Origin of the sequence: Chryseobacterium metallicongregator, from assembly GCF_031324065.1 — a bacterium.
In the GTDB taxonomy this organism is placed as follows: Bacteria; Bacteroidota; Bacteroidia; order Flavobacteriales; family Weeksellaceae; genus Chryseobacterium; species Chryseobacterium metallicongregator.
In genome coordinates this window covers 15,508-36,302 of record NZ_JAVIXS010000015.1, presented here as the reverse complement: position 1 = coordinate 36,302, position 20,795 = coordinate 15,508, and the positions used below count along the sequence as shown (strand labels likewise).

General features: G+C 35.1%; 16 protein-coding genes. 2 read left to right on the top strand and 14 right to left on the bottom strand.

The window, feature by feature from the left end; translation table 11 throughout:
- Positions 1-271: 271 nt before the first annotated feature.
- From REB14_RS15565 to REB14_RS15555, 3 genes are all read right to left on the bottom strand, one after another.
- Positions 272-712 (bottom strand): lysozyme, encoded by a 441-nt coding sequence (locus REB14_RS15565; protein ID WP_079242275.1) that lies wholly within the window; start codon positions 710-712, stop codon positions 272-274.
- On the bottom strand, positions 709-1,278 hold the full coding sequence (locus REB14_RS15560; protein WP_309522597.1) for a hypothetical protein: 570 nt from the start codon (positions 1,276-1,278) through the stop codon (positions 709-711). The genes REB14_RS15565 and REB14_RS15560 overlap by 4 nt, the downstream gene beginning before the upstream one ends.
- A 76-nt stretch (positions 1,279-1,354) precedes the next feature.
- Complete coding sequence (locus tag REB14_RS15555) at positions 1,355-2,671, bottom strand: ATP-binding protein (RefSeq protein ID WP_309522596.1); 1,317 nt, start codon at positions 2,669-2,671, stop codon at positions 1,355-1,357.
- 198 nt (positions 2,672-2,869) lie between these two features.
- Between REB14_RS15555 and REB14_RS15550 the strand changes: the two genes are divergently transcribed.
- A complete protein-coding gene (locus REB14_RS15550; protein WP_309522595.1) occupies positions 2,870-3,028 on the top strand; it encodes a hypothetical protein in 159 nt (52 codons plus the stop codon).
- Positions 3,029-3,301: 273 nt separating this feature from the next.
- Here REB14_RS15550 and REB14_RS15545 read toward each other — a convergent pair whose 3' ends face one another.
- From REB14_RS15545 to REB14_RS15505, 9 genes are all read right to left on the bottom strand, one after another.
- Complete coding sequence (locus tag REB14_RS15545; RefSeq protein ID WP_309522594.1) at positions 3,302-4,159, bottom strand: hypothetical protein; 858 nt, start codon at positions 4,157-4,159, stop codon at positions 3,302-3,304.
- A 251-nt stretch (positions 4,160-4,410) separates the two neighbouring features.
- Positions 4,411-6,693, bottom strand: coding sequence for an SGNH/GDSL hydrolase family protein (locus REB14_RS15540; protein WP_309522593.1), 2,283 nt, complete (start codon positions 6,691-6,693; stop codon positions 4,411-4,413).
- Positions 6,694-6,770: 77 nt separating this feature from the next.
- Positions 6,771-7,628 carry a hypothetical protein gene (locus REB14_RS15535; protein WP_309522592.1) on the bottom strand — a complete coding sequence of 286 codons (858 nt, stop codon included), beginning with the start codon at positions 7,626-7,628 and terminating at the stop codon, positions 6,771-6,773.
- Between the two features lie 351 nt (positions 7,629-7,979).
- Positions 7,980-8,387 carry a 5-fold beta-flower protein gene (locus tag REB14_RS15530; protein WP_309522591.1) on the bottom strand — a complete coding sequence of 136 codons (408 nt, stop codon included), beginning with the start codon at positions 8,385-8,387 and terminating at the stop codon, positions 7,980-7,982.
- Between the two features lie 261 nt (positions 8,388-8,648).
- On the bottom strand, positions 8,649-9,203 hold the full coding sequence (locus REB14_RS15525) for a hypothetical protein (protein ID WP_309522590.1): 555 nt from the start codon (positions 9,201-9,203) through the stop codon (positions 8,649-8,651).
- A gap of 5 nt (positions 9,204-9,208) precedes the next feature.
- The gene (locus REB14_RS15520) at positions 9,209-13,216 is read right to left on the bottom strand and encodes a phage tail protein (protein WP_309522589.1); all 4,008 of its coding nucleotides are present in this window, start codon (positions 13,214-13,216) and stop codon (positions 9,209-9,211) included.
- Positions 13,217-13,524: 308 nt separating this feature from the next.
- Positions 13,525-13,896, bottom strand: coding sequence for a hypothetical protein (locus tag REB14_RS15515; RefSeq protein ID WP_309522588.1), 372 nt, complete (start codon positions 13,894-13,896; stop codon positions 13,525-13,527).
- A gap of 67 nt (positions 13,897-13,963) precedes the next feature.
- On the bottom strand, positions 13,964-14,131 hold the full coding sequence (locus tag REB14_RS15510) for a hypothetical protein (RefSeq protein WP_156106585.1): 168 nt from the start codon (positions 14,129-14,131) through the stop codon (positions 13,964-13,966).
- 384 nt (positions 14,132-14,515) lie between these two features.
- Positions 14,516-14,674, bottom strand: coding sequence for a hypothetical protein (locus REB14_RS15505; RefSeq protein WP_156106583.1), 159 nt, complete (start codon positions 14,672-14,674; stop codon positions 14,516-14,518).
- Between the two features lie 767 nt (positions 14,675-15,441).
- On the opposite strand from REB14_RS15505, the gene REB14_RS15500 reads away from it, so the two are divergent.
- Positions 15,442-16,104 carry a S24 family peptidase gene (locus REB14_RS15500; RefSeq protein WP_079242288.1) on the top strand — a complete coding sequence of 221 codons (663 nt, stop codon included), beginning with the start codon at positions 15,442-15,444 and terminating at the stop codon, positions 16,102-16,104.
- Between the two features lie 76 nt (positions 16,105-16,180).
- Here the strand turns inward: REB14_RS15500 and REB14_RS15495 are convergent, their stop codons facing one another.
- Positions 16,181-17,086: a hypothetical protein gene (locus REB14_RS15495; protein ID WP_145953261.1), complete on the bottom strand. Its 906-nt coding sequence runs from the start codon at positions 17,084-17,086 to the stop codon at positions 16,181-16,183.
- 114 nt (positions 17,087-17,200) lie between these two features.
- Positions 17,201-20,728 carry a fibronectin type III domain-containing protein gene (locus REB14_RS15490; RefSeq protein WP_309522587.1) on the bottom strand — a complete coding sequence of 1,176 codons (3,528 nt, stop codon included), beginning with the start codon at positions 20,726-20,728 and terminating at the stop codon, positions 17,201-17,203.
- Positions 20,729-20,795 lie beyond the last annotated feature (67 nt).

Genomic DNA, 20,795 nt, shown 5'->3' with positions numbered 1-20,795 from the left:
TATTTCTATCGCGTGACATTTTAAAGGAGCGAAGAAGTCCATATACTTGCAGATGAAGCGATATGTCTATGCGTTCACTTAGAAAGAATCCATGAAGCTGATTCCACTTTTGCGATCTCAAAATATTACAATGATGCTATAACATCTTTGTTTGAAATTTGAACTGTATGAGCAGTTTGAAGCCGGAACAAAGCAGGCTACACCTGACTTTGGAGATTTATTTCCAATGATAACAGATGGTTTAAAGTTCCCACTATTAGGTAGAAATTATTTATTTAGAAAAGAACAGATCAGCTTCAGCTTTTCTTCTGCGGATGAGCCCGTTTAATGTTTTCCCGGCAGCTGTAATGTATTTCGTGGTAAACCAATTTCTGATGGCCTGCTCTTCTGCTTTTTTATTAATCAAAGAAAATAGTCCATCTGATCCTCCGGTATTGTAAGTATGCGATACGAGAGCATCAAATTGATTTTGAGTAAGATTCAGTTTAATTTTACTGTTGACAATTTTTTCATAAGTTGGTAAAACAGATGAAAATAACTCTATTCCTTTTTCTTTAGTGATGGCAGGATCTTTCATGGTTACTTTTTTTCCTCCTGGATAGTAGGTGTTGCCATATCCTATTGTGGGAATTCCGGCAGAATCCAGATAAGGTTTTGAATTGAAACCTTCAAATGATACAATCAGATTGATTCCCTTTTGCGATGTTTTCATGTCTTAAAATATTTGTAGGTGAAAAAGATGAGTATTAAAGTGATTCCAATAATCGTAATGAAAATCCAGGCCAGAATTTCAAATCCATCTGTTTGAATTTTCTTTGTTTCTTCAGAGACATTTGAAGCCACTTCTTTGACTGTTTCTTTTGAACTTGTTTTCTGGGTTACATCCTGAACAGCATGGGTAATTTCTTCTTTTTTAACCTCTGATTTTTCATGGTTGCCCTTTGCATAATAACTGCTGATAGAATATTCTGCATTTCCCACGATGGAAATACGTTGAAGGGTATCACGTCCCACCACATTATGGAAAACAAAGGGATGAGATGCGTCAGATTTTCCTTTAATCAATAGCTCACCGGATATTTCATTTTTCTCTTCCTTCAGTGACATCTCATCCGATAGACTTTGAGTTGATTGTGAGGTTTGAAGTGTTAAAGAATCAGCTTTTATTTCTTCTGTATTTTTAGTATTTTCTTTATAAGTGGCTGTAATTTTGTGTTTACTCCGGCAGCCCAACATGAGACTGCTCAAGATGAGCAACAACAGAATTTTTGTTTTCATGAGTTTTAGTTTTAAAAATTGAAAAGGCTTATCTTGAATTCTTCAATTCCAGGAAATCCAAATGGTATTCAAATTCTTACATAAAGATTTTATCTTCTTTTACGTATTCTTTTTTGATGCTATCCAGCAACATATCTAAACTTACCTTGTAACCAGATTCTTTTAATGCAATTGTTTTTAAACTTACATCCTGTATGATATTCATAATATTAGAACCAGTTAATTCATATCGTTGAGCAATTTGTTCCAGATCAATATCTTCAAGTTGTAATTGTTCGGGTAAATTTTGCTGCCAGATACGCAGACGCTCTTCATGCTTTGGATTATTAAATTGTATGCAGCTGTGAAAGCGTCGTGTAAAGGCTTTATCCATATTATTTTTAAAGTTGGATGCCAGAATAATAAGCCCTGAAAATGTTTCTATGCGTTGCAGCAAATAAGAAACTTCCTGATTGGCATATTTATCATGGGCATCTTTTACAGAGGTTCGTTTTCCGAAAATAGCATCCGCTTCATCAAAAAATAAAATCCAGTTTTTATTTTCTGCTTTATTGAACAGTTTAGCTAATTGCTTTTCTGTTTCTCCAATGTACTTTGAGACCAGCATAGAAACATCCACTCTGAAAACAGGACGCTGGGTGTATTTCCCTAAAAGGCTGGCCGCAAGAGTTTTTCCTGTTCCCGGCTCTCCATGAAACAACACTCTGAACCCTGGTTTAAGTTTGGTCTGCATATTCCAATCTTCCATAAGAATCCGGCTGCTATTGTACCAGGCTTCAATACTTTTAAGCTCCTGTAACGTCATTTGAGGAAGAATCAAATCCGTCCATGATCGATGGGTAAGTATTTGTTCTGCAGGAAAATCATTGCTCATTTTCGGTAATAATTCCAGGCCAAACATGATCTTATTAAAAGCTTCTTCATGAATATTGATCTGGCTGTTCATTGATGCATGTTCATGGGCTGAACCTGAAAAAACAATGAGTTCTTCTTGACTCAAAACCGAATTCGGACCGAAATAATCCAGTGATTTTAATCTTTCTGAAATACTATCCCCTCCCAAAACGTATTGAACTGCCTGAATTGTAGGGTAAAAGAGCCTGCCGCTATCATTGGTTGAACAGAAGTCAAACAGTGCACTCCCCGGAAGTTCCAGATAAATGCGTTTCAGTAATGATGGATCTAATCGTGGCAGCAAAGCCATTAAAAGAATCACAACTTCCTGATGGGCAAGCTCTTTCCCTGAAATATAATCTCCTAATTGAAAATTCTCATGGTTACTAGTATTAAATTCAGGGGCTCCTATATTAAAATCCTCTGAAGGATTGTTGATACGCCATGTAATAACCTTTTCTAAATGGGTAAATAATTTTTGTAATTGTTCTGACTCCATTGGTTTTTATCTTTTTTAAGATCCGGGGTTCTGCATCATTTTCACTTTTAAGATGCTTCCACTTATCTTGTCGTTATTTCAAGAAACCTCAACCGGAAAGTTGCTCACATTTGAGTGTCTCTCCATAGCTGGCTCCGCAACTGCTTTTGGAAAGTCGCCCTTCATTGGAGTCCTTCATTTTAAAGAATCAATCTGCGTTTGAAGGAGAACAAGAGATCCGAAGATCAGCCATTCTGCTTCCAGAAGGAGATTCAAATGTTTACATATCAGAAAATTCCGGGACTTCAGATGCTAAAAGGAGTCCTGCCAATGAGAGTCTCTCCGATTGAGGTAGTATTTTTAGTAATGAGAATGTAATGGATTACTTCTCTGCCGCCTTGCGATCTTAATATCTTTTATAGGGATAGGATGCGGCTTGTTGTGTTACATAATAACAATTACTATGTTGTTGTTGTGTACAGTTCAAAATTAATCCCTTTTTTGTTCTTATAAAAGTTTTCTGCCCTATCTGTACTGTAGTTGCAGTAACTCTTAATTTTTTAGGATCAAATGATGGTTTATTCCAGTACTGTTACTTCAGAAGTATGAATATTTTGTACTCCTGATTGCTGTTAAGAAATTCCAGTCAGACTATTTTTCATTAATAGAATAACTACATTCGATTCTTACATTTCTGATTTCATTTATATCACCGCCATACCATGCATCCTGACTTTGTCCGGCATATAAAAAGCCTGTAGCTAAAAGGGTATTGGTATCTTCATCAAAGATATCGCATCGTACAGATTGACTCAATCCCGTAAGGTCTGCTTTATAATTAAAGCTTAAATGATCACTTAAATCATAATGATCAGTAACCATATCTTCAGCTCTGAATCTATCACTCCAGTTACTTGCACTTACTCTGTACTGTATAGGCACTTCTGTTTTGTTAACAAACTTAATATCTGTATTCAGAACGTTTATCTTTCTTCCAAAATTCTGTTTATAAATATTCACGGGTAACCTTTTACCCTCCAGTGATCCTAAATCAAAACCTACAGGAATTGTATTCAGGCCATTTCCAAACATTCTAAAAATCGTATAGCTCTGGCTTATTTCATATCTCAAAAGATAATATTCGTTTTCTTTTAATGTTTCTCCCGATATTTCTTTTACTTTAAAAGTATAAGGTGCACTACCTAATAAGAATTGTTTTTCCACAACGATGTCAGTTTGTCTTACGGTGACTACCTGATCTTCTTCATCCTGTGAGCTGATACCAATCCGGAATTTTAAATTTCCAACTTCATTTGTAGAATAGTAAATGAATGCATTATCAATAAGTGCCATACTGTTGGCAAGGATTACCATTTCTTTACTGGTGAGGACATCTTTCTTATGTCTTAAAGAATCTATCAATTCCGAAAATTGACCTTGCGTTGGATGTTTTCCTGTTTCAAAATAGGTTTTTAATTCTTCTCTTGGGGTTAATTTATTTTCTTCCATTATATTTTATTATTCTTTACAATTTAATTGCCTTTGGGTTCAATGATTATTTTTGTTATGTTTTTAAAATTCGGGATTCATTTTTTTTAAATTCCTGTAAAAATTTTTAAATTTCTCTATTCTGCGGTACTGCTTGGTTTTAATCATCGAATGATGGGTTACTTGATTTCAAAGCCGAAGTTCATCTTTTTTCTCTTTTCGGGAAAGTTTTTTGAACGCTCTGTTCTGTAGTTGCAGTAAGTGTTATTTCTTTAAAGACCCAGAGCATTGAACATTTCGGATGCAATAGCCTCCATTCCCAAATCACCGGGATGAATTGCTACACCTGAATTATTGACAGTATGCCACTGACTATCGTCACCTTTAACCTGTGCTCCCATATAGGATCTGTTTGCAGGAATATCAAGATGAGATATTTTAACAAAGGTTAAGTTATTCTCTGTGGCTACCTGAGACATTGCTGAGTCTTTATTAACATCTGCCCAGAATACACCTCCAATAATTATTTTAGCTGTTGGATTTTTTATTTTTATATAATTAATCAATGCTGAATACTCTGCTTTAAATGCTCCAGAAAAAACTGCATTTTCACCCAGTCTTACACAAATCAAATCTTTTCCTGACAAATAAGTATCTAATTGAGATTTATCCCATGTAGAAGGAGAAGTTTCCCATCCGGCAATATTTAACACATCAGTGGTTGCAGCAGGTTTAAAAAACTTCATTTTTTCTAAAAAACGATGAACATAATCTTTACTCTTCTCAGATGCAGCCATTCCCCAGCTCCCCCACCAATAAGCAAGAACCGGATGCCTGGCGATTGAATTTCCTAAATGAAGTATATTTGAATATCCTGCAACATAATCCCATGTCACAGAGCCATCCGGATTAAATAATAAGGATACTTTTTTCCCGTTAAAAGTAAAATTCTGTTGTAATCCTGCAATTGATGAATTGATAGAAGATAAATCTGATTTTGTAGATATAGGGCTTTCAATATATTCTTTAAGGTATAACTTCATTGGAAGAGATTTCCCTGATACTTGCGTCAGCACTCCGGTGTAATTGTCAGCAGCCCACAGATTTGCTATTGCAGGTGTATTATTCACAGGAAATTTTGAAGGAAATTTTAACCCCACATACTCTCCTTTTGCAAGTATTATCGGATCAATTGTAACAACATTAAACCCGGCATTTAAAGTCTTTCTTATTACATTTTTTTCAATAAACTTCCCAGCCTGGTCCAAAAATCCGGTTACTATTTGATAAGCCCCTGCAGTAACTGTTCTGATTTCAATTTTTTCTAATATATGGGAATTTTCAAGCTCTAATTTATTAATTGCGTATCCTTCTATACCATCAGAATCTACCGAAACACCAGATTCTCCTTTTCCAACCTCAACACCTGTATAGCCATTCTGAGAATAATCTTCTACAATTTTACTAACTGATTTGGAAAGATTGAAAACAGATTCACTTTGCAGAGTAGTTTCATTAATATCCGAAAGCTCAAACCACAGAGCATAATAACTTCCGACACCTGCCTGTACTCCTCCTGAAGTGGTACTATATTGAACAAATCTATTTCCGACAGCACCCGGATCTCCATAAAATATTTGAGCTGATGTAGTTGGTAAACAAAAAACAGCAGCCATTTCTCCGGTATTGATTTTTATTTTCTGGTTCGTAAAATCAAAATTGTTCCAACCGGCAACTCCCAATTTTTCTTCACTTTCCCAACGCATAATAAATTTTGTACCATCATAGCGGCCGATACAAAACTTTAAATTACCTGCTACTGCAAGTCTTATATTTGCTTTTGTTAAAAATTTATTTGAATCTGAAACTGCTGTTGTATTTGATTTAATATTGTATAAGCCAGCTTGTATTCCATCAGGAGAAGTCCCTGCCAATTCAACTCCAATCTTTTTATAAAAGCCGCCTACCTCTTCTACTGATTTTCTTACCTCATCAGATTCTCCTCCTTTTACTTTATTGACCAGCCAACTATTGATTTGTTTACCTCCCTGAGCGTCAATATTATTATCAGAGTCAAATTCTAATGCTACATTTACTCCCGGAACAGCCACAAAGTCTTTTTTCGTAACTCCATTACTAACATTCAGAAATACTAATTGTTCATCCAAGTCTGCAGTTGTAACTTCAACAGGTACACCGGAAATATTTTTAAAATTGATATAAGTACCTACTGTCCTGGCTTCCCATTTTTCGTAAAGATCCGGATCACCCGTTATCCACGCTGTTGGTAAACTGTTTGGAAATGCTTCTCCTTTGACAATTGATTTTGTACTGGCTACTGCATCATTTACGGCTTCTAAAAGAATTTGTTCAACTTCTTTATCCAATTTATTATCTAAAGAAGCTTGTAAGCCTTTTATAGCTTCCAAATCCATCACTTCATCTTTATGCCAGAATGAATCTATCAAATCAGAAAATTGATTTTGGGTGGGATATTCACCGGTTTTAAAATAGGTTTTTAATTCTTCTCTTGGGGTCAGTTTATTTTCTTCCATTATATTTTATTGTTCTTTGGTTTTCATTTCTACGTATGCTCAGTCTGGAGTTCGAAACTCATCTTTTTTAGCTTTCACTATTTTACATTTTCAGAATAGCTGCATTCGATTCTTACATTTCTGATTCCATTAACCTGTCCGCCATTCAACGAAACCTGGTTTTGGCCTGCGGGTAAATAACCGGTTGCCAAAAGGGTATCATTTTCGGCATTATAGACTTCACATTTAATGGATTGACTGGCTTTCGTAAGGTCTGCTCTATAATAGAAACTCAAAGAATCTTCCAGGTCATAATGATCCGTAACTGTATCTTCAGCTCTATATCGATCATTCCATCCGGTGCTTTCTATTCTATACTGGATAGGCACTTCAGTTTTATTAACGAATTTAACACTGGTGTTTAAAATGTTTATTTTTCTTCCAAAACCTCCTTTTGAAAGTTGTATAGGTAGCCCAATACCTTCCAGCTCTCCAAAGTCAAATCCAACAGGGATTGTGTTCAGATTATTCCCGAACAATCTATAAATAGTGTAGGTCTGATCTAATTGATAAGCCAAACTATAATATTCCGTTTCTTTCAAATCACCTTCAAAGATTTCTTTTATTTTTATTGTATAAGGGGCACTCCCTACAAAATAACGTTTATCTAAAAAGCTTTTGAAATCAGTAGATGAGATCACCTGATCCGGTTCATCATTTGTGCTTACCACGATTGAAAATTTTAGATTTCCGACATTATTTGTTGAAAAATTAACGAATAGGTTGTCAATAGCTGCCAAACTATTGGCAAAAATGGCCAGCTCTTTTTTGGTAAGAACATCTTCTCTAAGCCTTAAGGAATCTATCAGATCTTCAAATTGGCTTTGTGTAGGATATTTTCCTGTTTCAAAATAGTTTTTTAACTGATCTCTGGTTGTTAGTTTATTTTCCTCCATAATACTTCTTTATAATTTATGCTTCCGGGCATTATTACACTTTGGTTTCAATGATAATTTATGTTATGTTTTAAAGTTCTGAACTCATCCTTTTTTTATCCCTGGAAAAGGGTTCTAGTCTCGTTACGCTGTAGTTGCAGCACCGTTTAGTTGTAAGAAGCAGGATGATGACTTCTTACGTTTCATTGCCCAAAATTCATACTTTTTTTGTTCCTGTGAAAGTTTTTTGGCCCCGCTATTCTGTAGTTGCAGTACCCTCTACTTTGCAGGAATAAAAAAGGCCCGGATCTTATAATCCGAGCCTTTTTAGCTTCTATACTTAACGTTAATTTCTTTTCGCAGAGTTGATGATTAATCCAACTTAAAGAAGAAATATACTACCGCCGCCCACTCTTTTTTGATTCCTCTCGCATAACCAATTGTGCTACGGCTACTGTTTTCAACCGTTCCATCATCTTTGATATAACCAATAGTGGAACGACTGCTGTTTTCTACTGTTCCGTCTTCTTTCACATAGCCCACTGTAGAGTGGCTCTTGTTTTCGATAGTTCCGTCACTTTTGATGTAGCCAATAGTACTGCGGCTTTTATTTTCGATTGTCCCATCATTTTTAATGTATCCCACGGTGGAATGACTGCTGTTTTCTATGGTCCCGTCACTTTTGATATACCCCGTAGTACTGTGGCTTCCGGATTCTATAGTTTGGGCAACTAAAGAAAGACTGAAGAGAAGGGAACAAAAGAATAGTATTTTTTTCATATTCAATATTTTAATGAGTTATTGACTTTGGTTATTTGATGTATTCAAAAGTATTGATTATTCTTTTATAAAGATAAAAACTTGTAGATAAATGATTGAAAATAAAACCGCACGAAAGGATTCGTGAGGTAGTAGGGAATTATAGAAATTTTGCTAAATTAAAAGACTCCGCAAGCATCTTTCAACTTTACGGAGCCTTATTTAAAGCTTTATCAAATACTATATTAATTGTTTCAATATCTCATACTAAGTATGAATATTCTAAAGAAACTTATACTCATATTTTGTATGAACATTTCCAGACAGAATTTCTTCTATTACATCAAGTTCATGGTAATCATCTGAATAATAGTCTGTTTTTTGTGTAGCTGCTATTACTTTAGCTCGTTTGTTTATTTCTGCAAACACTCTTTTTAGTTCTTTTTCGTGTGCCATTTCAAAAATATTTTCCTTTACATAAAAAATGACAGCTTCTATATTTTTGTTATCAAACGATCGAAAATCCACCGATAAATTATAACCAAGTGCTTGGCCGTCTTCATCATATCCCCAAAACATATTGTATTCATAACTACCTCCTGTAGGGTTTTTCTTAAATTCCTCTAAAGTTTTTAAGGCATCTTCTATAGTTTCTGCTTCTACTGTTTTTGAATCATCAAAGTCACTATCCGGATTAGTATCTTCAAAATAAAAACGGCTATAACCATAAGCAATGGTGAAATCATTTTCTATCATGATTTTATCTACTATATTTACAATATCTTTAGTAAGTGTTTTTTCTATTACAATAACAGTGTCAGTTGTATAATTTCCCATATTATTTAAATTAATTTATTAAAATCTTCAGTCGATGAAACAAATGGTGCATTTTTAAGCTTTGTTGGCTTTACCTCTTTTAAATCATTTATAATTATAATATTACCATTTCCAAATTTGAGCTTATCTACTGCATTATCTTTTCTAATAGCTGCCAATACTTTTGCGTTTATTTTATTTGATTCTATCTGTAAAACAAATATTCTTCCTGATAAATCGATCTTTCTGTTATGTTCATCTGTAATAGGAGGCTTTCCATATATTAAATCTTTTTGTATTACAAGTTTTTTATAATCTCCACTTGACCTATCTGCTATACCCCAGTTACCTGATTTTACTTCAATTAATTCTTTATCTGTTATTATATCTATTTCAGTCAATTCGTTCAGACCATTATTATTCTTATTAAATGATATTCCTTTAGTTCGATCTTTAGAAATACTAACTCCCAAAAACAAAGCATTATTCTGTAACGTCATCATTACACGAACCTCTTTTATAAGACTTATATAATTTTCTTTATTTGCATGTGTACTTAGTTCAGCTAATGAATCTATTACATTATCTCCTCCTTTTATAGACTTTAATTTATTAATTTCAGCGCTTGTTAATTGAGTGGTTCCAACTACATTCCAGTCTATTGGATTATATATACTAAATAATAGCTCTACTAATCCTGAAAGCCTTTCTTCTTTATTTTCTACATCTTTGTCTAAAGTCTTCGCTTTTTTAACTTCATCATTAGATGCATTTTCCTTATTAGCTTTATCTAAAGCCTTATCTGTTTCTTCTGCTTCCTGATGAGTTTCAATATACAAAGCATCAGCTTGATCTAATAAAGTTTTTGCCCTCTCACGTTTCTTTTCTGGTAAAGTATCTATTTTATCTCGCCAATCTTTTAGCTTCTTGCCTACACTCATAGGAGTACTGGCTACCATTACCTCAACATTATTTCCTTTTTTAGCAATCCAAAGTGTGTGTAATTCTCCTTCAGCAGAAAAACGTACTACTTTTCCTACTTCACTATCTTCAAGCTTCTCACCAGTCTTTCCATCTTTCTTCTCAGTATTTTTCTTAGCTCCTTTCTTATCAATACCCAATTTACTGAACAATTTTATGGACTTTCCTTTCACAAAGTTCCAGAACTTCACAATTGCATTCTCAATACGCTGACGTATTTTTCGGATAACACCCAATACTTTATCTGCTAATCCTCCAATTCCCAGCAAAGAAGCTAAAAAGCCAATCAGTACAGGAACAGCTCTGCCTAAAGCATTTTCTATTGATTTAGCTACAGCACCTACATTTCCACTCGCAATTGCTTTTATACTATCGGTAAAGGCTTTTACCAATTCCATGATTTGTGCTGCACGCTGGATGAAGAATTTCACAACATCTATAATCGCCATTGCCGCTTTTATAAATGCTCCTACCGGAGTAAGCAATCCCATCACCCATTTAATTCCGGCCTGAATTACCTGTGTCTGGACAATATCCATAATGGCATCCATCACTGTCGTTTTAAGGTCGGCAAACTGATCTTTAAGATATCCCCAAAGTCCGGCAGCACCTTCTTTACGGACGATCTGTACTATTTCAAGACCTTTTTCAGAAGCAGTCTCAAGGACTTTCATTACAGGTTCACCTATCACTCTGGATCCAATCGCTCTGATTCCGCTCCATGTTAAACCAAGCACCTGCGTGGTAATGGAGAAAACTCCTTTCAATGAGAATACATCTTCCGGCATCGTTAGAGAAATCCCTTTCATCGCTCCGGTCAGCCATCCGAAGAAACCAGTTTTAAGGTGATTCCAAATGTTAGTTCCGAAGTTAGTAAATCCTTGCGAAACTCCGGCAATAAGATTTTTGAAAAACCCAATCGGATCCATGATGATCGCCTGAATAGCACTGATAACACCGGATAATAAATTGGTAAGCGTATTTTTAATTTCAATAATAATAGCAAACACGCTGGTTTTAAGTACCTCAAGAGCCTGATTAACCCATCCGCTATTTTGTGTTTTTAAGTCTGAAATTCTGGCATCAATACTTGTTATATTGTCTGCATATTTTTTAGCCAATACATCAATTAATGCATCCTTTTTGCTGTTTACACTGTCTTCCAATGCATTGAATTTGCTTTGGATCTCTGCAATAGCATCTTTTCCAATTTTTCTTAAACTTGGCGATAAACTGTTGACATAAGTCTGTACCTCTTTTTTGCCTTTAGCAATTCTGGTTTTGGCTGCATTAAGCTGCGTGGTAACATGGGTTGCGATTTGGTCAATAAATTTATCCATGACTTTAATGTACAGGTCCTTACCGCTGTCAAAAAATTTGTTGACCTCTTTAGGTAAGCCTGTAGCTTTGTCCCATAACCATTTTCCTGCTGCCACTAAGGCTCCGTATTTTGCATAGGCATCCCCATAACGTTTCTTTTTATAAGCCTTCATTTCTTTATCGACATGGGCTTCAAATGCTTTTTTAGCTTCTTTGCTGCCATTATCAAATTTTTCGGCCACCGATTTGTCCAGATTATTTAAAATACCATCCACATCAGTTTTGGAGGTAAGGTAAATACCATTAATATGATCGGCAATTTCTTTTCGTTTCTGGCTGTCTTTGCCTGAGGTCTGCTTTTGTTCACCATGTACATTACCTAGTCCGCCTTTTCTCGCACCATGCATGCCGCTAATGTGATGGGCCGCCTGTGTTTGTGCTTCATTACGGGTTTTAGACAGCTCCTTATTTTCGTTGGTTCTGAACTGTTGAGTTGCTGCAGCGCTTTGGGTTTTGGCTTTATTCTTTTGTGCCAAAGCATCTGTAAACGTAGGCTCATTAGATTTTGCCAGCATTGTATCGGTGACTCCATTGGCTTTCATTTCACTGTCGATGCTTGCTGTTTGTTCCTTAATAGGTTGTTCTACGCTTTCTGCATTTCTTTTCACTGGCATCGCTTTCACTACATTAGGTGTTCCCGGAGCAATACCTACATTTTGTGTTGGCATTTTTGCAACGGCACGAACAGGCTGTGCAGCGGTATCAGGTTGTGCAGCTGTTGCAGAAGCAATATCATTAGATGCCAGATTCTTTTCTTTTTTAACATCGCCTACTGCCTTTTGATTAACTTCCTGTATGTTGTTGTGTTTCTCGAACTCATCTGCCTGCTCTTCATTTTTCGGAAGCTTGATGTTATGTATTTTTTCACTCAGCAAAGCTTTAAAATCTTCTTTCTTGAACAGCCCTGGTTTTTGTTCATCCATGGTATTCACCTGACTTGCTTGCGCCATACTCTGGCGTTCATTGGCTGGTGATGGTGCTGCAGCTTGTGCATCTTCAGATGATTTTTTTGCAGGTTCGTGGCGTTTCTGCACTTGAGCTGTAGCGCTGATCCGTCCGCTCAATTCTATAAATCCAGGATTGTCTGTGGCGTTTGCAGAGGTTTTTGTTTCCGCATCAGCCTCTATCGTTTTATCTGCAGTTACGGACTGAAGTTTTTCTACAGCAACAACTTCCGGTTTCCTGGAAACGGCTTTTCCTGACGTCTTTGTATCCGCTTTTGCTTCCTGATTGCTCTTGCTTTCCTGATAAACGACAGCTTGTTCCTGTACTGTTTTGGGCAGGTAGGTTCCCGATTTGAGTTTATGATAATCTTGTATTTGATTGTCATTCAAAGTAGACATATAGCCTTTTTCAATTTTCCTGGTGTCAGGATGGTTGATGTCTCCGGTTTTCGCCAGACTCTCCTGGAGTTTTCCATATTTTTTTTCTGATCCCTGGCCATAAATGTCTCGTGAATCATGAACCCCCGCAATAGTACCATTGAGGTTGAGCAGGCTGTCATTGAGGCTTGCTAATCCGGCAGTAACGCTCCTATTTCCGGATTTTTGTGTTTGTATACTGACCACATCAACCTCGGGCAGAGGTACAACTACCGGATTTTTCGGCTTTTGCTTTTTGCTCTGGTTTTTATGGGCCTTATTGTCTTTTTCTACAGGTTTTGCTGTTTTCATTGACTTAGTTTTTTAATTTCATATTATTTTAAAAGACCTATAGGCACAACTAAGATATTGTGCCTTATAGGATGCCTGCCGGGTTGGAAAAATCATACCGGGTGAGGTAGATTCTTTAAGAACATAAGTAAATAGAAATGGTATTTGACTTTGAGAAACAGGCAACACTGAACCATTTCCTGGTTTCTTCTCTTGCTTTTGAATTTTCAGTTTTTTTTAAGTTTTAAATCCACTCTTTTCCGGGAGAATATCTCCTTTAGAGTGATTGATTCTGTCATTACGGTAAAGACTATTTCAGAATCTTTTTATTATTTCATATCATCTTTCTTTTCTTCTTCCTCATCAAACTGTCTGTCTGTCTCCACTCCATATCGGTTTTCAATAAAAAGATTCACTGCTTTATCAATCCAGTTTGGGAGGTTTGTAGTGATCATTTTCAGGAATTTATCATAACCGTAGCCAAGCACAAATAATATCCCTGTTGAATACCATTTATCATGCAACTCAGCTCTGTTCATTAAATAGCTCATTGTAAAGCCTACGATGACTACGATTACCAATGTGATAAAATGCTCCCATGGTTGTTTTTTCTCTTTATTTTGTATGGAGACCAGTACCCTAAGTAATCCTCCTGAAAAAGCTATTGCAGTTCCGATTAACAGGGCTTTTATACTATCCAAATTCATTCTTTTTCTTCTCTATTATTTATTAAAAATTTTAATTTTCAAACCACTTTCAGATGTTTAATTATTCCTGAGACAGGATATACATATCATCTAAAAACTTTCTGATTTTCATGATATTTTCACTCTCATCCGCATACGCTAACTCGTCAATAATATCACTGATATCTCTACCTGGCTTCTTCAGTTTTTCCTTATCTTTTTTCTTTTTTTTCTTTTCTTTTTTTTTCATGGTTACTAGAATTTTATTAAATGAACAATTGCTTTTTTAGTTTTTTTTAAAATTGATTTCTCTTCCAATACACTAAGGCCAAACGGTTTCCTTTTACAATTCATGTTTTATTTAAAACAACAGAACTACAAAGCAAAAACCGTTTTTTACCTTAATATTTTACCTATAATTTAAATTTGAGAAAGATATTAGAGCAGCCTTTTAATCTGTATGAGGCTGTTGAGGATTTAGCAATAGCTTTGAATCCTTTTTTATCTTTTTAGAATGAATAATTTCAAGAAATGAATTATGAATACACACTATCTACAAACATTATCTTATTGATATTCATGTTACAACATTATATTAAATGGTAAGGATTGAGCTTTCTTCCGTGACCGTATACTATGGTTGAAGAATGATGTTATATATTGTTCTTTCAGACAAAAACAACATTTCCATCAACTCGTTGACAATCACTTTCATCTGTTTATCCTGATTACGTTTTACATAATCAATGACAAAATCTTTTCTTTTTTCGACTAATTCTTTACTACGTTTCATATTCTATGGTTAAAAGTTTTTGTGGTTAAAAAGTTTTTTTGAATCAGACAGGCTTCCTTCTCTTGCCTGTTGACCGTTTCATTAAGTCATAAGAATCCCTAAAGACGAATATTCCGCCTTCTAAAAAGATGTCTAATTCAATTAATTTTGTTTTTTTAGAAGCCGGTACCAGGTATTTATCAATAAAAATCTTACCCTGACTTCTTTATTTTAAATTTCATTTGCCCTCTCAGGATGTATTAGCAACTTTACTGACAACTATAATTAATCGATATTTTATATGTTGAGCAGTAATGTTATTCTACATGTTGGACTTGTTTTTTTATTTTCAGGAAAAAACAAAGAGCAAAATGATTGCTTTATTTAGATATCTATCAAAAATAAACGCATTTTTATCATTAGAGGAACAATTTAAAAACGAACAAAACACAAATAAAACAATACAATAAAACGCACTTTTTACACCTTAAAGAGTATTTGAAATTTTCCCTATCCCTACTAGCTCCGGATAAAATAAAAAAAGAAAATATCTATATTTTAAATACACCACATATAAAATAAATTTACAACTCATTTAATTACATACAATTACAAACAAAAAGCAATATTTTAAAATATTAAAAAAATATTAAATTTTAAATATAATTTTGTACATTTGTACTGTTCCATCTTAACGACGAAACAAATATACGAACATTGTTCGTTTTTCAAAACAAAAACGAACAAATTATTCATTTTTTTTTACAAATAACTATAAACATATCAAAATGAACTATTTAGAATTCAAAGAAATTAGAAAGAAACTAAACATGAAGCAGGCTGATATAGCAAAATCTATAGGAGTGGGCACCAGAGCCGTGCAATATTGGGAAAAAGGCGAACGAAAAATACCGGAAACAACCGCTTACTTTGTCACCAATCTACTATTAAAACAACAGGAACTCAACGATGACAGTGCGTCTCCAGTTGTTTTTTCAGATTTAAAGATCATGCATGTTCCATTGGCGAATCAATACGCACAAGCCGGTTATCTGAGTAATTTTGCTGATGAAGAATATATAGATAGTTTACCCACTATTCCTTTTACAGATGATGTAGAGCACAGAGGTGAATACATGTGTTTTGAAGTGAAAGGAGACAGTATGGATAACGGATCATACGAAAGCTATCTGGAAGGTGATATAATCTTATGCAGAAACATCAGACAGGATTACTGGATGAGTAAACTCCATTATGATAAGTGGGATTTTGTAATCGTTCACAAAGAGAAAGGGATTTTGGTAAAGCGAATCATCAACCATGATGTGGAAAGAGGGATCATCACCCTTCATTCTCTGAATGAATATTATGAAGATTTCGAGATCCATTTGAAGGATGTTGCGAAACTTTTCAATATTATAAGTACAAGACGTAAAAACAACAGAAGATAATTGCCTAGGGAAATAAAATCCTCAATTTCTTGAGGATTTTATTGGGGCATTTCAGATCATTATAATGTAAGATATTCTAATAACATTTATCTTCTTCAATTTCCCGTATTTCAGCTGAGTCCGGATCTACCCGATAAATTAAACTTGGGTTAAATTCTGAATCAGACCTTAGGAATCTTATCCATCGTATTCCACTTTTTTTGAAATTCTCAGGTGCATTTTGCTCAAACTCTCTTATATTATCCGGTATTGCAAGCATACCATTAGTCAGGTGAATCAAGCTTCCTATATCTGGTCTAAAGGGGCTTAAAGTTACTTTCACTTTCCATGCAGGAGATGTTCCGAAACAAAGAGAGTCCCGGTTACGATCATCTACACCGGACAAGCAGTAAGCTTCTACTCCCCATATTCCTGAGTCAAATTTCACGAAATCCGACCATTCCGAAATTCCATTGGGCCTGCAATATTTTCTTATTCTTATGTATAAAGGAGTTTTATCTGGAATATTTCCATTTCTCATGTCAATATTTTCAAATTGGGTATAATTTACATCACTAAAACCCACCTTTGAATAAATAATATCTTCCTCTTTAAAAGCAGGATCCTTCGCTATCTGGTATTCCAATGCGGCAAGATTGCTGGTATTAAAAACCACGTAGTTCATTACCAGCTGCCCATCCTCCAGTACTTTTACATCAAGAACCTTCGGAGTTTCACAGAAAGAACTGCACCCTCCAACGTTCAATGTAGCATTGCTTGTAGCAAGAACACCATTGACCCCCAGTTTAACGTCCAGATTGTAAGTACCCACTTCCTGAATACCAGGTAGTTTTATCGAATTACTATCCTGAAGCACTGCATTCCTTATATCAACGGTTTCTACATTTGCGGATCCTGGTGGATAATTGTATTCCACAGAAGCCTCTGTTATTGTCTCGGAAGATTGATATTGTATTTTAAATGAAACATCACATTTTTCCATTATATTATGTTTATTGTTGTTATTTATTTTTTCTAGTATGTAAGGGATGTTGTAATTATTCCAAAAAATAAAAAACACCCCTTTATATCAGATATAGCACAAAGAATATGTTCTTTAATCCACTCTTATTTCTGCTACATCAACTTCAAATGCATCACTATTAGCATCCTTGACCAAAAGCTGGAATCTATATTTTCCAACTTGTAAATCTTTGATGATCAGAGTTGGTTCGTTAACATTCTCAAGGATTACATCCGGACCTTCTAATTTGCTCCAGAAATACAGAAGCACATCTGCTCCTCTACCCCATCCTTTTAATCCCAATTCCCTAAAACGTAAATTAGACAGAAGAATGTTCTGATTTCCACCGGCACCAGCTAAAATAGTGGGCAGCTCAACAGTACAGCAATTTTTATTAGGAAAGCTAATGCTATTGATCACAACCGTTGGACGATATTCATTTTTATAGGAAAGAATGTTTGAAGTCACAGTATTATTTTCTCCATCTACTACAACTGCTTTATATAGATTTGTACCAACTCCGTTTATAGAATCTGTAAATGTAGTCACCGTAAGATTGCCAATAAACACATTCCATGTAGCACCGTTATTGGTACTTTTATGAATCTGAACGTTGGCAATATCACCATCAGGATCGCTTGCATACACACCAACTGTGTAACTACAAGCAGACTGTGTACATACCCTATCTTCAATTCCGGCTGTATCGTTCCATTTGATTGATACAACAGGTGGATGATTTTCTTTTTTATAAGACAGAATATTTGAAGTTGTTGTATTGTTTTTTCTATCTATAACAATTGCTTTATACAACTGTGTACCAGCTCTGTTGATGGTATCGGTAAATGAAGTTCCAGTAAGATTACCAATAAACAAACTCCATGTAGCTCCATTATCAGTACTTTTAAAAATCTGAATAGTTGCAATATCTTCATCCTGATCCGTTGCATAAACGTCAATGGTAAAACTACAAACCGATTGTCTGCATAGCCTGTCCTCAATTCCTGAATTATCCTTCCATCTGATCAACGCAGTAGGTGGATGATTATTCTGATCTTTTTCAATTCCAATATCATCAAATCCCGGAAGATCTACAGTATTTGCTGCTTCTCTACACGAACCCACCAATCCGAATCTAATATCGTATTTACCTAAAGGCAATTTGATTGATCTTCGCGGACTATATGATCCGGATTCATAATGCCAGCCATTTCCAGGGTCATTTGAATCATAAATATTCAAGCCTGTTATTCCCGTGAGGTCTTTAGGTAAATCCCAATCAAATGTGAATGTCTGGGTACCATCACCATTATCAACAACTGAATATTTAATATTTGAAATCACAGGACACTCTTTGGTCAGTGGCAAATTTACAGCTACAGTCTGAGTACAGCCATTACCAATCACCTTCACTCTTACAGTTGGAATCCTTGATGGATCCAGATTGTAATACTTATAACTTACAAAGCCATTTTCATCAGGATTGAAAGAAGCCCAAACGTCAGTCCCAAGGAAATCCCAGCTGTACGTATAGTCTGCAAAGTTTGCTCCGGAAACTTTAAAGTTGACTATTGTTGCTGTTGAATCTCCTCCAGGATAAATAACAGGTTCAACGACTTCTACTTTCATATCCGGTTCCGAAATCACTTTAATGCTGCAATCAGTTGGTTTCCCATTGACAGTAAAGGTAATTTCCTGACCATAGAACTGTTCTTCCACCGCCTTCGGATCAAAGACATATTGTCCATTGATAAATTTCACGCCATTACCAATATTTGCTTTCACAACTCCATTCATAGGAGATACTGTAAAAGGTATAGGATTAGATTCAGCACAGATTACAGAAGTTGGCAAACTTAATTTGATGATTGCTTTTGGAGTACAACAGATGTATGGAAGTGAAAAATCTGCAATAACTTTTGGATTTTTTATGGAATCATAAACCAGGATAAAAGTACCTCCACGTTTTACTCCCCGCTTATGCTCCAATCCCGAATTTTTTTCTACATATTCATTGAAATATGCTTTTGACAGGTCTTTATTTCCTTTTAATTCTTCTAAAGACAAGAGCATAATATCAAATCCCAGCTGCTGCTTATCCTTAATTTCTTTTATCTGTTCAAAAGCAATCTGATAATCCATTCCCTGATGACCTTCTATATTATAAAACGAATAGTCATCTATATTGAGGTTTAAAGGGCTTTCTTTTTCAAATTTTCCTATTAACACCCAATCCGTATCAAATGTCAGGTTGCTGTTAGAAGACCTGTTGCTTGTTTTATCAAAATTCCACGCTTTTAAGAAATCTTCTGTAACCGTGTAATAAAAGGGAATTGCTTTATTACTCAGAGGATTTAATTTTTGTGACGGAGTAATTTTAACCCTTTCCTTATTTTTAACAATATTATCAGGATTAAAATATCCCGCTTGCTGATTAAAACGACTAATCAGGGTTTTAACTTTTTGGGTTGCTTTATCATCATCCAGAGCAGGCGAGTTATAAAACTGATGTCTTGAGAAATCCAATTGGAGATCTGATAGTAATTTTCCAAGCATGATGTGCTTAGGAAAAGAAACAAAATCCGGAAGACATTTGGTGAATGCTTTAGGAAGCAATTCTATAATTTCAGAGTAGGTATCCATTAAATCCTTTACAACATCGTAAGCATACTGAAAACCTGACTCCTGATTAAAAATTCTGGTAAAGGATGCTTTAAATGTATCATGGTTGGCTGTTGAAATCCCTACTATTTTACCGATTGCTTCCATTCTTTCAAAAACAACCTTCCCAAAATCAGTTTTATCCAGAGCTTTGATATATATATTCTTTAAATCAGAGGCACTCAACTTTTTTTCTGAAACAAACTGTTCTAAAATAACCCTGTTTTGTTTCACAGGCTCCATGATATCTTCGATAAACAAAGGATGAGGCTGAAGACGATCTTTTCTTTTAAGTTGAACCTCACCTGTTATGGGGTCAGGCAGAGTAAAACCATCTTCTCCAAGAATATGATTGATCCCACTTGCTGTAGTAACTAATACTTTAAGGTTTCTGATTTGTTGTATTCCATGATTATCACAGTCAACTCCTCTACAAGGTTTAATTTCTTTTTCATAATCTTCCAAATACAGTAACAGGTATTTATCCTCTAAATTTGTAAGATTATTAATAGGTTGAAAATCTGATATTGCTTCCTGAGCCGTTGCCAATTCCCATAGTTCAATCTGCTCGTTTCCCTCGTAAAACGACGGGTATTTTATTTTAAAATTATCATATGCTTTAAAATGGGTGAAGTCTTTATTTTCAAGATCAACTGTCTTCAGATCACTCATGTACAGATCTTCACTCTTCTTACTCGTATTGTTCAGGGTTAATAAATCGCCATCGGTGGTAAGTGCTACTCCCTGAGAAAGCTGTATGCTGCTGAGCAGCCTGTTTTTATAAATAAGTTTTGGTTTGAGACCGCATACAATACCCACTCCCTGCAGCAATACTCTGGACAAACGGTCCTGGTCTTCGAAAAAATCCAGGAACTCATTGAACTGATCAGGATCTTCTATATACTGCCCTTTACTGAATTTACGGTATTGGACTGCTATATTACTTAATTGATTCTTCATTATTGTTCATTTTTTAATGATTTATTCAAGTCTTTTAATAAACTTCATAGACAATTTATACTGCCTA

Excerpts from the sequence above, each read along its gene's own strand:
- REB14_RS15565 (WP_079242275.1), bottom strand. The coding sequence starts at position 712 with ATGAAAACATCGCAAAAGGGAATCAATCTGATTGTATCATTTGAAGGT.
- REB14_RS15560 (WP_309522597.1), bottom strand. The coding sequence starts at position 1,278 with ATGAAAACAAAAATTCTGTTGTTGCTCATCTTGAGCAGTCTCATGTTG.
- REB14_RS15555 (WP_309522596.1), bottom strand. The coding sequence starts at position 2,671 with ATGGAGTCAGAACAATTACAAAAATTATTTACCCATTTAGAAAAGGTT.
- REB14_RS15545 (WP_309522594.1), bottom strand. The coding sequence starts at position 4,159 with ATGGAAGAAAATAAATTAACCCCAAGAGAAGAATTAAAAACCTATTTT.
- REB14_RS15540 (WP_309522593.1), bottom strand. The coding sequence starts at position 6,693 with ATGGAAGAAAATAAACTGACCCCAAGAGAAGAATTAAAAACCTATTTT.
- REB14_RS15535 (WP_309522592.1), bottom strand. The coding sequence starts at position 7,628 with ATGGAGGAAAATAAACTAACAACCAGAGATCAGTTAAAAAACTATTTT.
- REB14_RS15530 (WP_309522591.1), bottom strand. The coding sequence starts at position 8,387 with ATGAAAAAAATACTATTCTTTTGTTCCCTTCTCTTCAGTCTTTCTTTA.
- REB14_RS15525 (WP_309522590.1), bottom strand. The coding sequence starts at position 9,203 with ATGGGAAATTATACAACTGACACTGTTATTGTAATAGAAAAAACACTT.
- REB14_RS15520 (WP_309522589.1), bottom strand. The coding sequence starts at position 13,216 with ATGAAAACAGCAAAACCTGTAGAAAAAGACAATAAGGCCCATAAAAAC.
- REB14_RS15510 (WP_156106585.1), bottom strand. The coding sequence starts at position 14,131 with ATGAAAAAAAAAGAAAAGAAAAAAAAGAAAAAAGATAAGGAAAAACTG.
- REB14_RS15505 (WP_156106583.1), bottom strand. The coding sequence starts at position 14,674 with ATGAAACGTAGTAAAGAATTAGTCGAAAAAAGAAAAGATTTTGTCATT.
- REB14_RS15500 (WP_079242288.1), top strand. The coding sequence starts at position 15,442 with ATGAACTATTTAGAATTCAAAGAAATTAGAAAGAAACTAAACATGAAG.
- REB14_RS15495 (WP_145953261.1), bottom strand. The coding sequence starts at position 17,086 with ATGGAAAAATGTGATGTTTCATTTAAAATACAATATCAATCTTCCGAG.
- REB14_RS15490 (WP_309522587.1), bottom strand. The coding sequence starts at position 20,728 with ATGAAGAATCAATTAAGTAATATAGCAGTCCAATACCGTAAATTCAGT.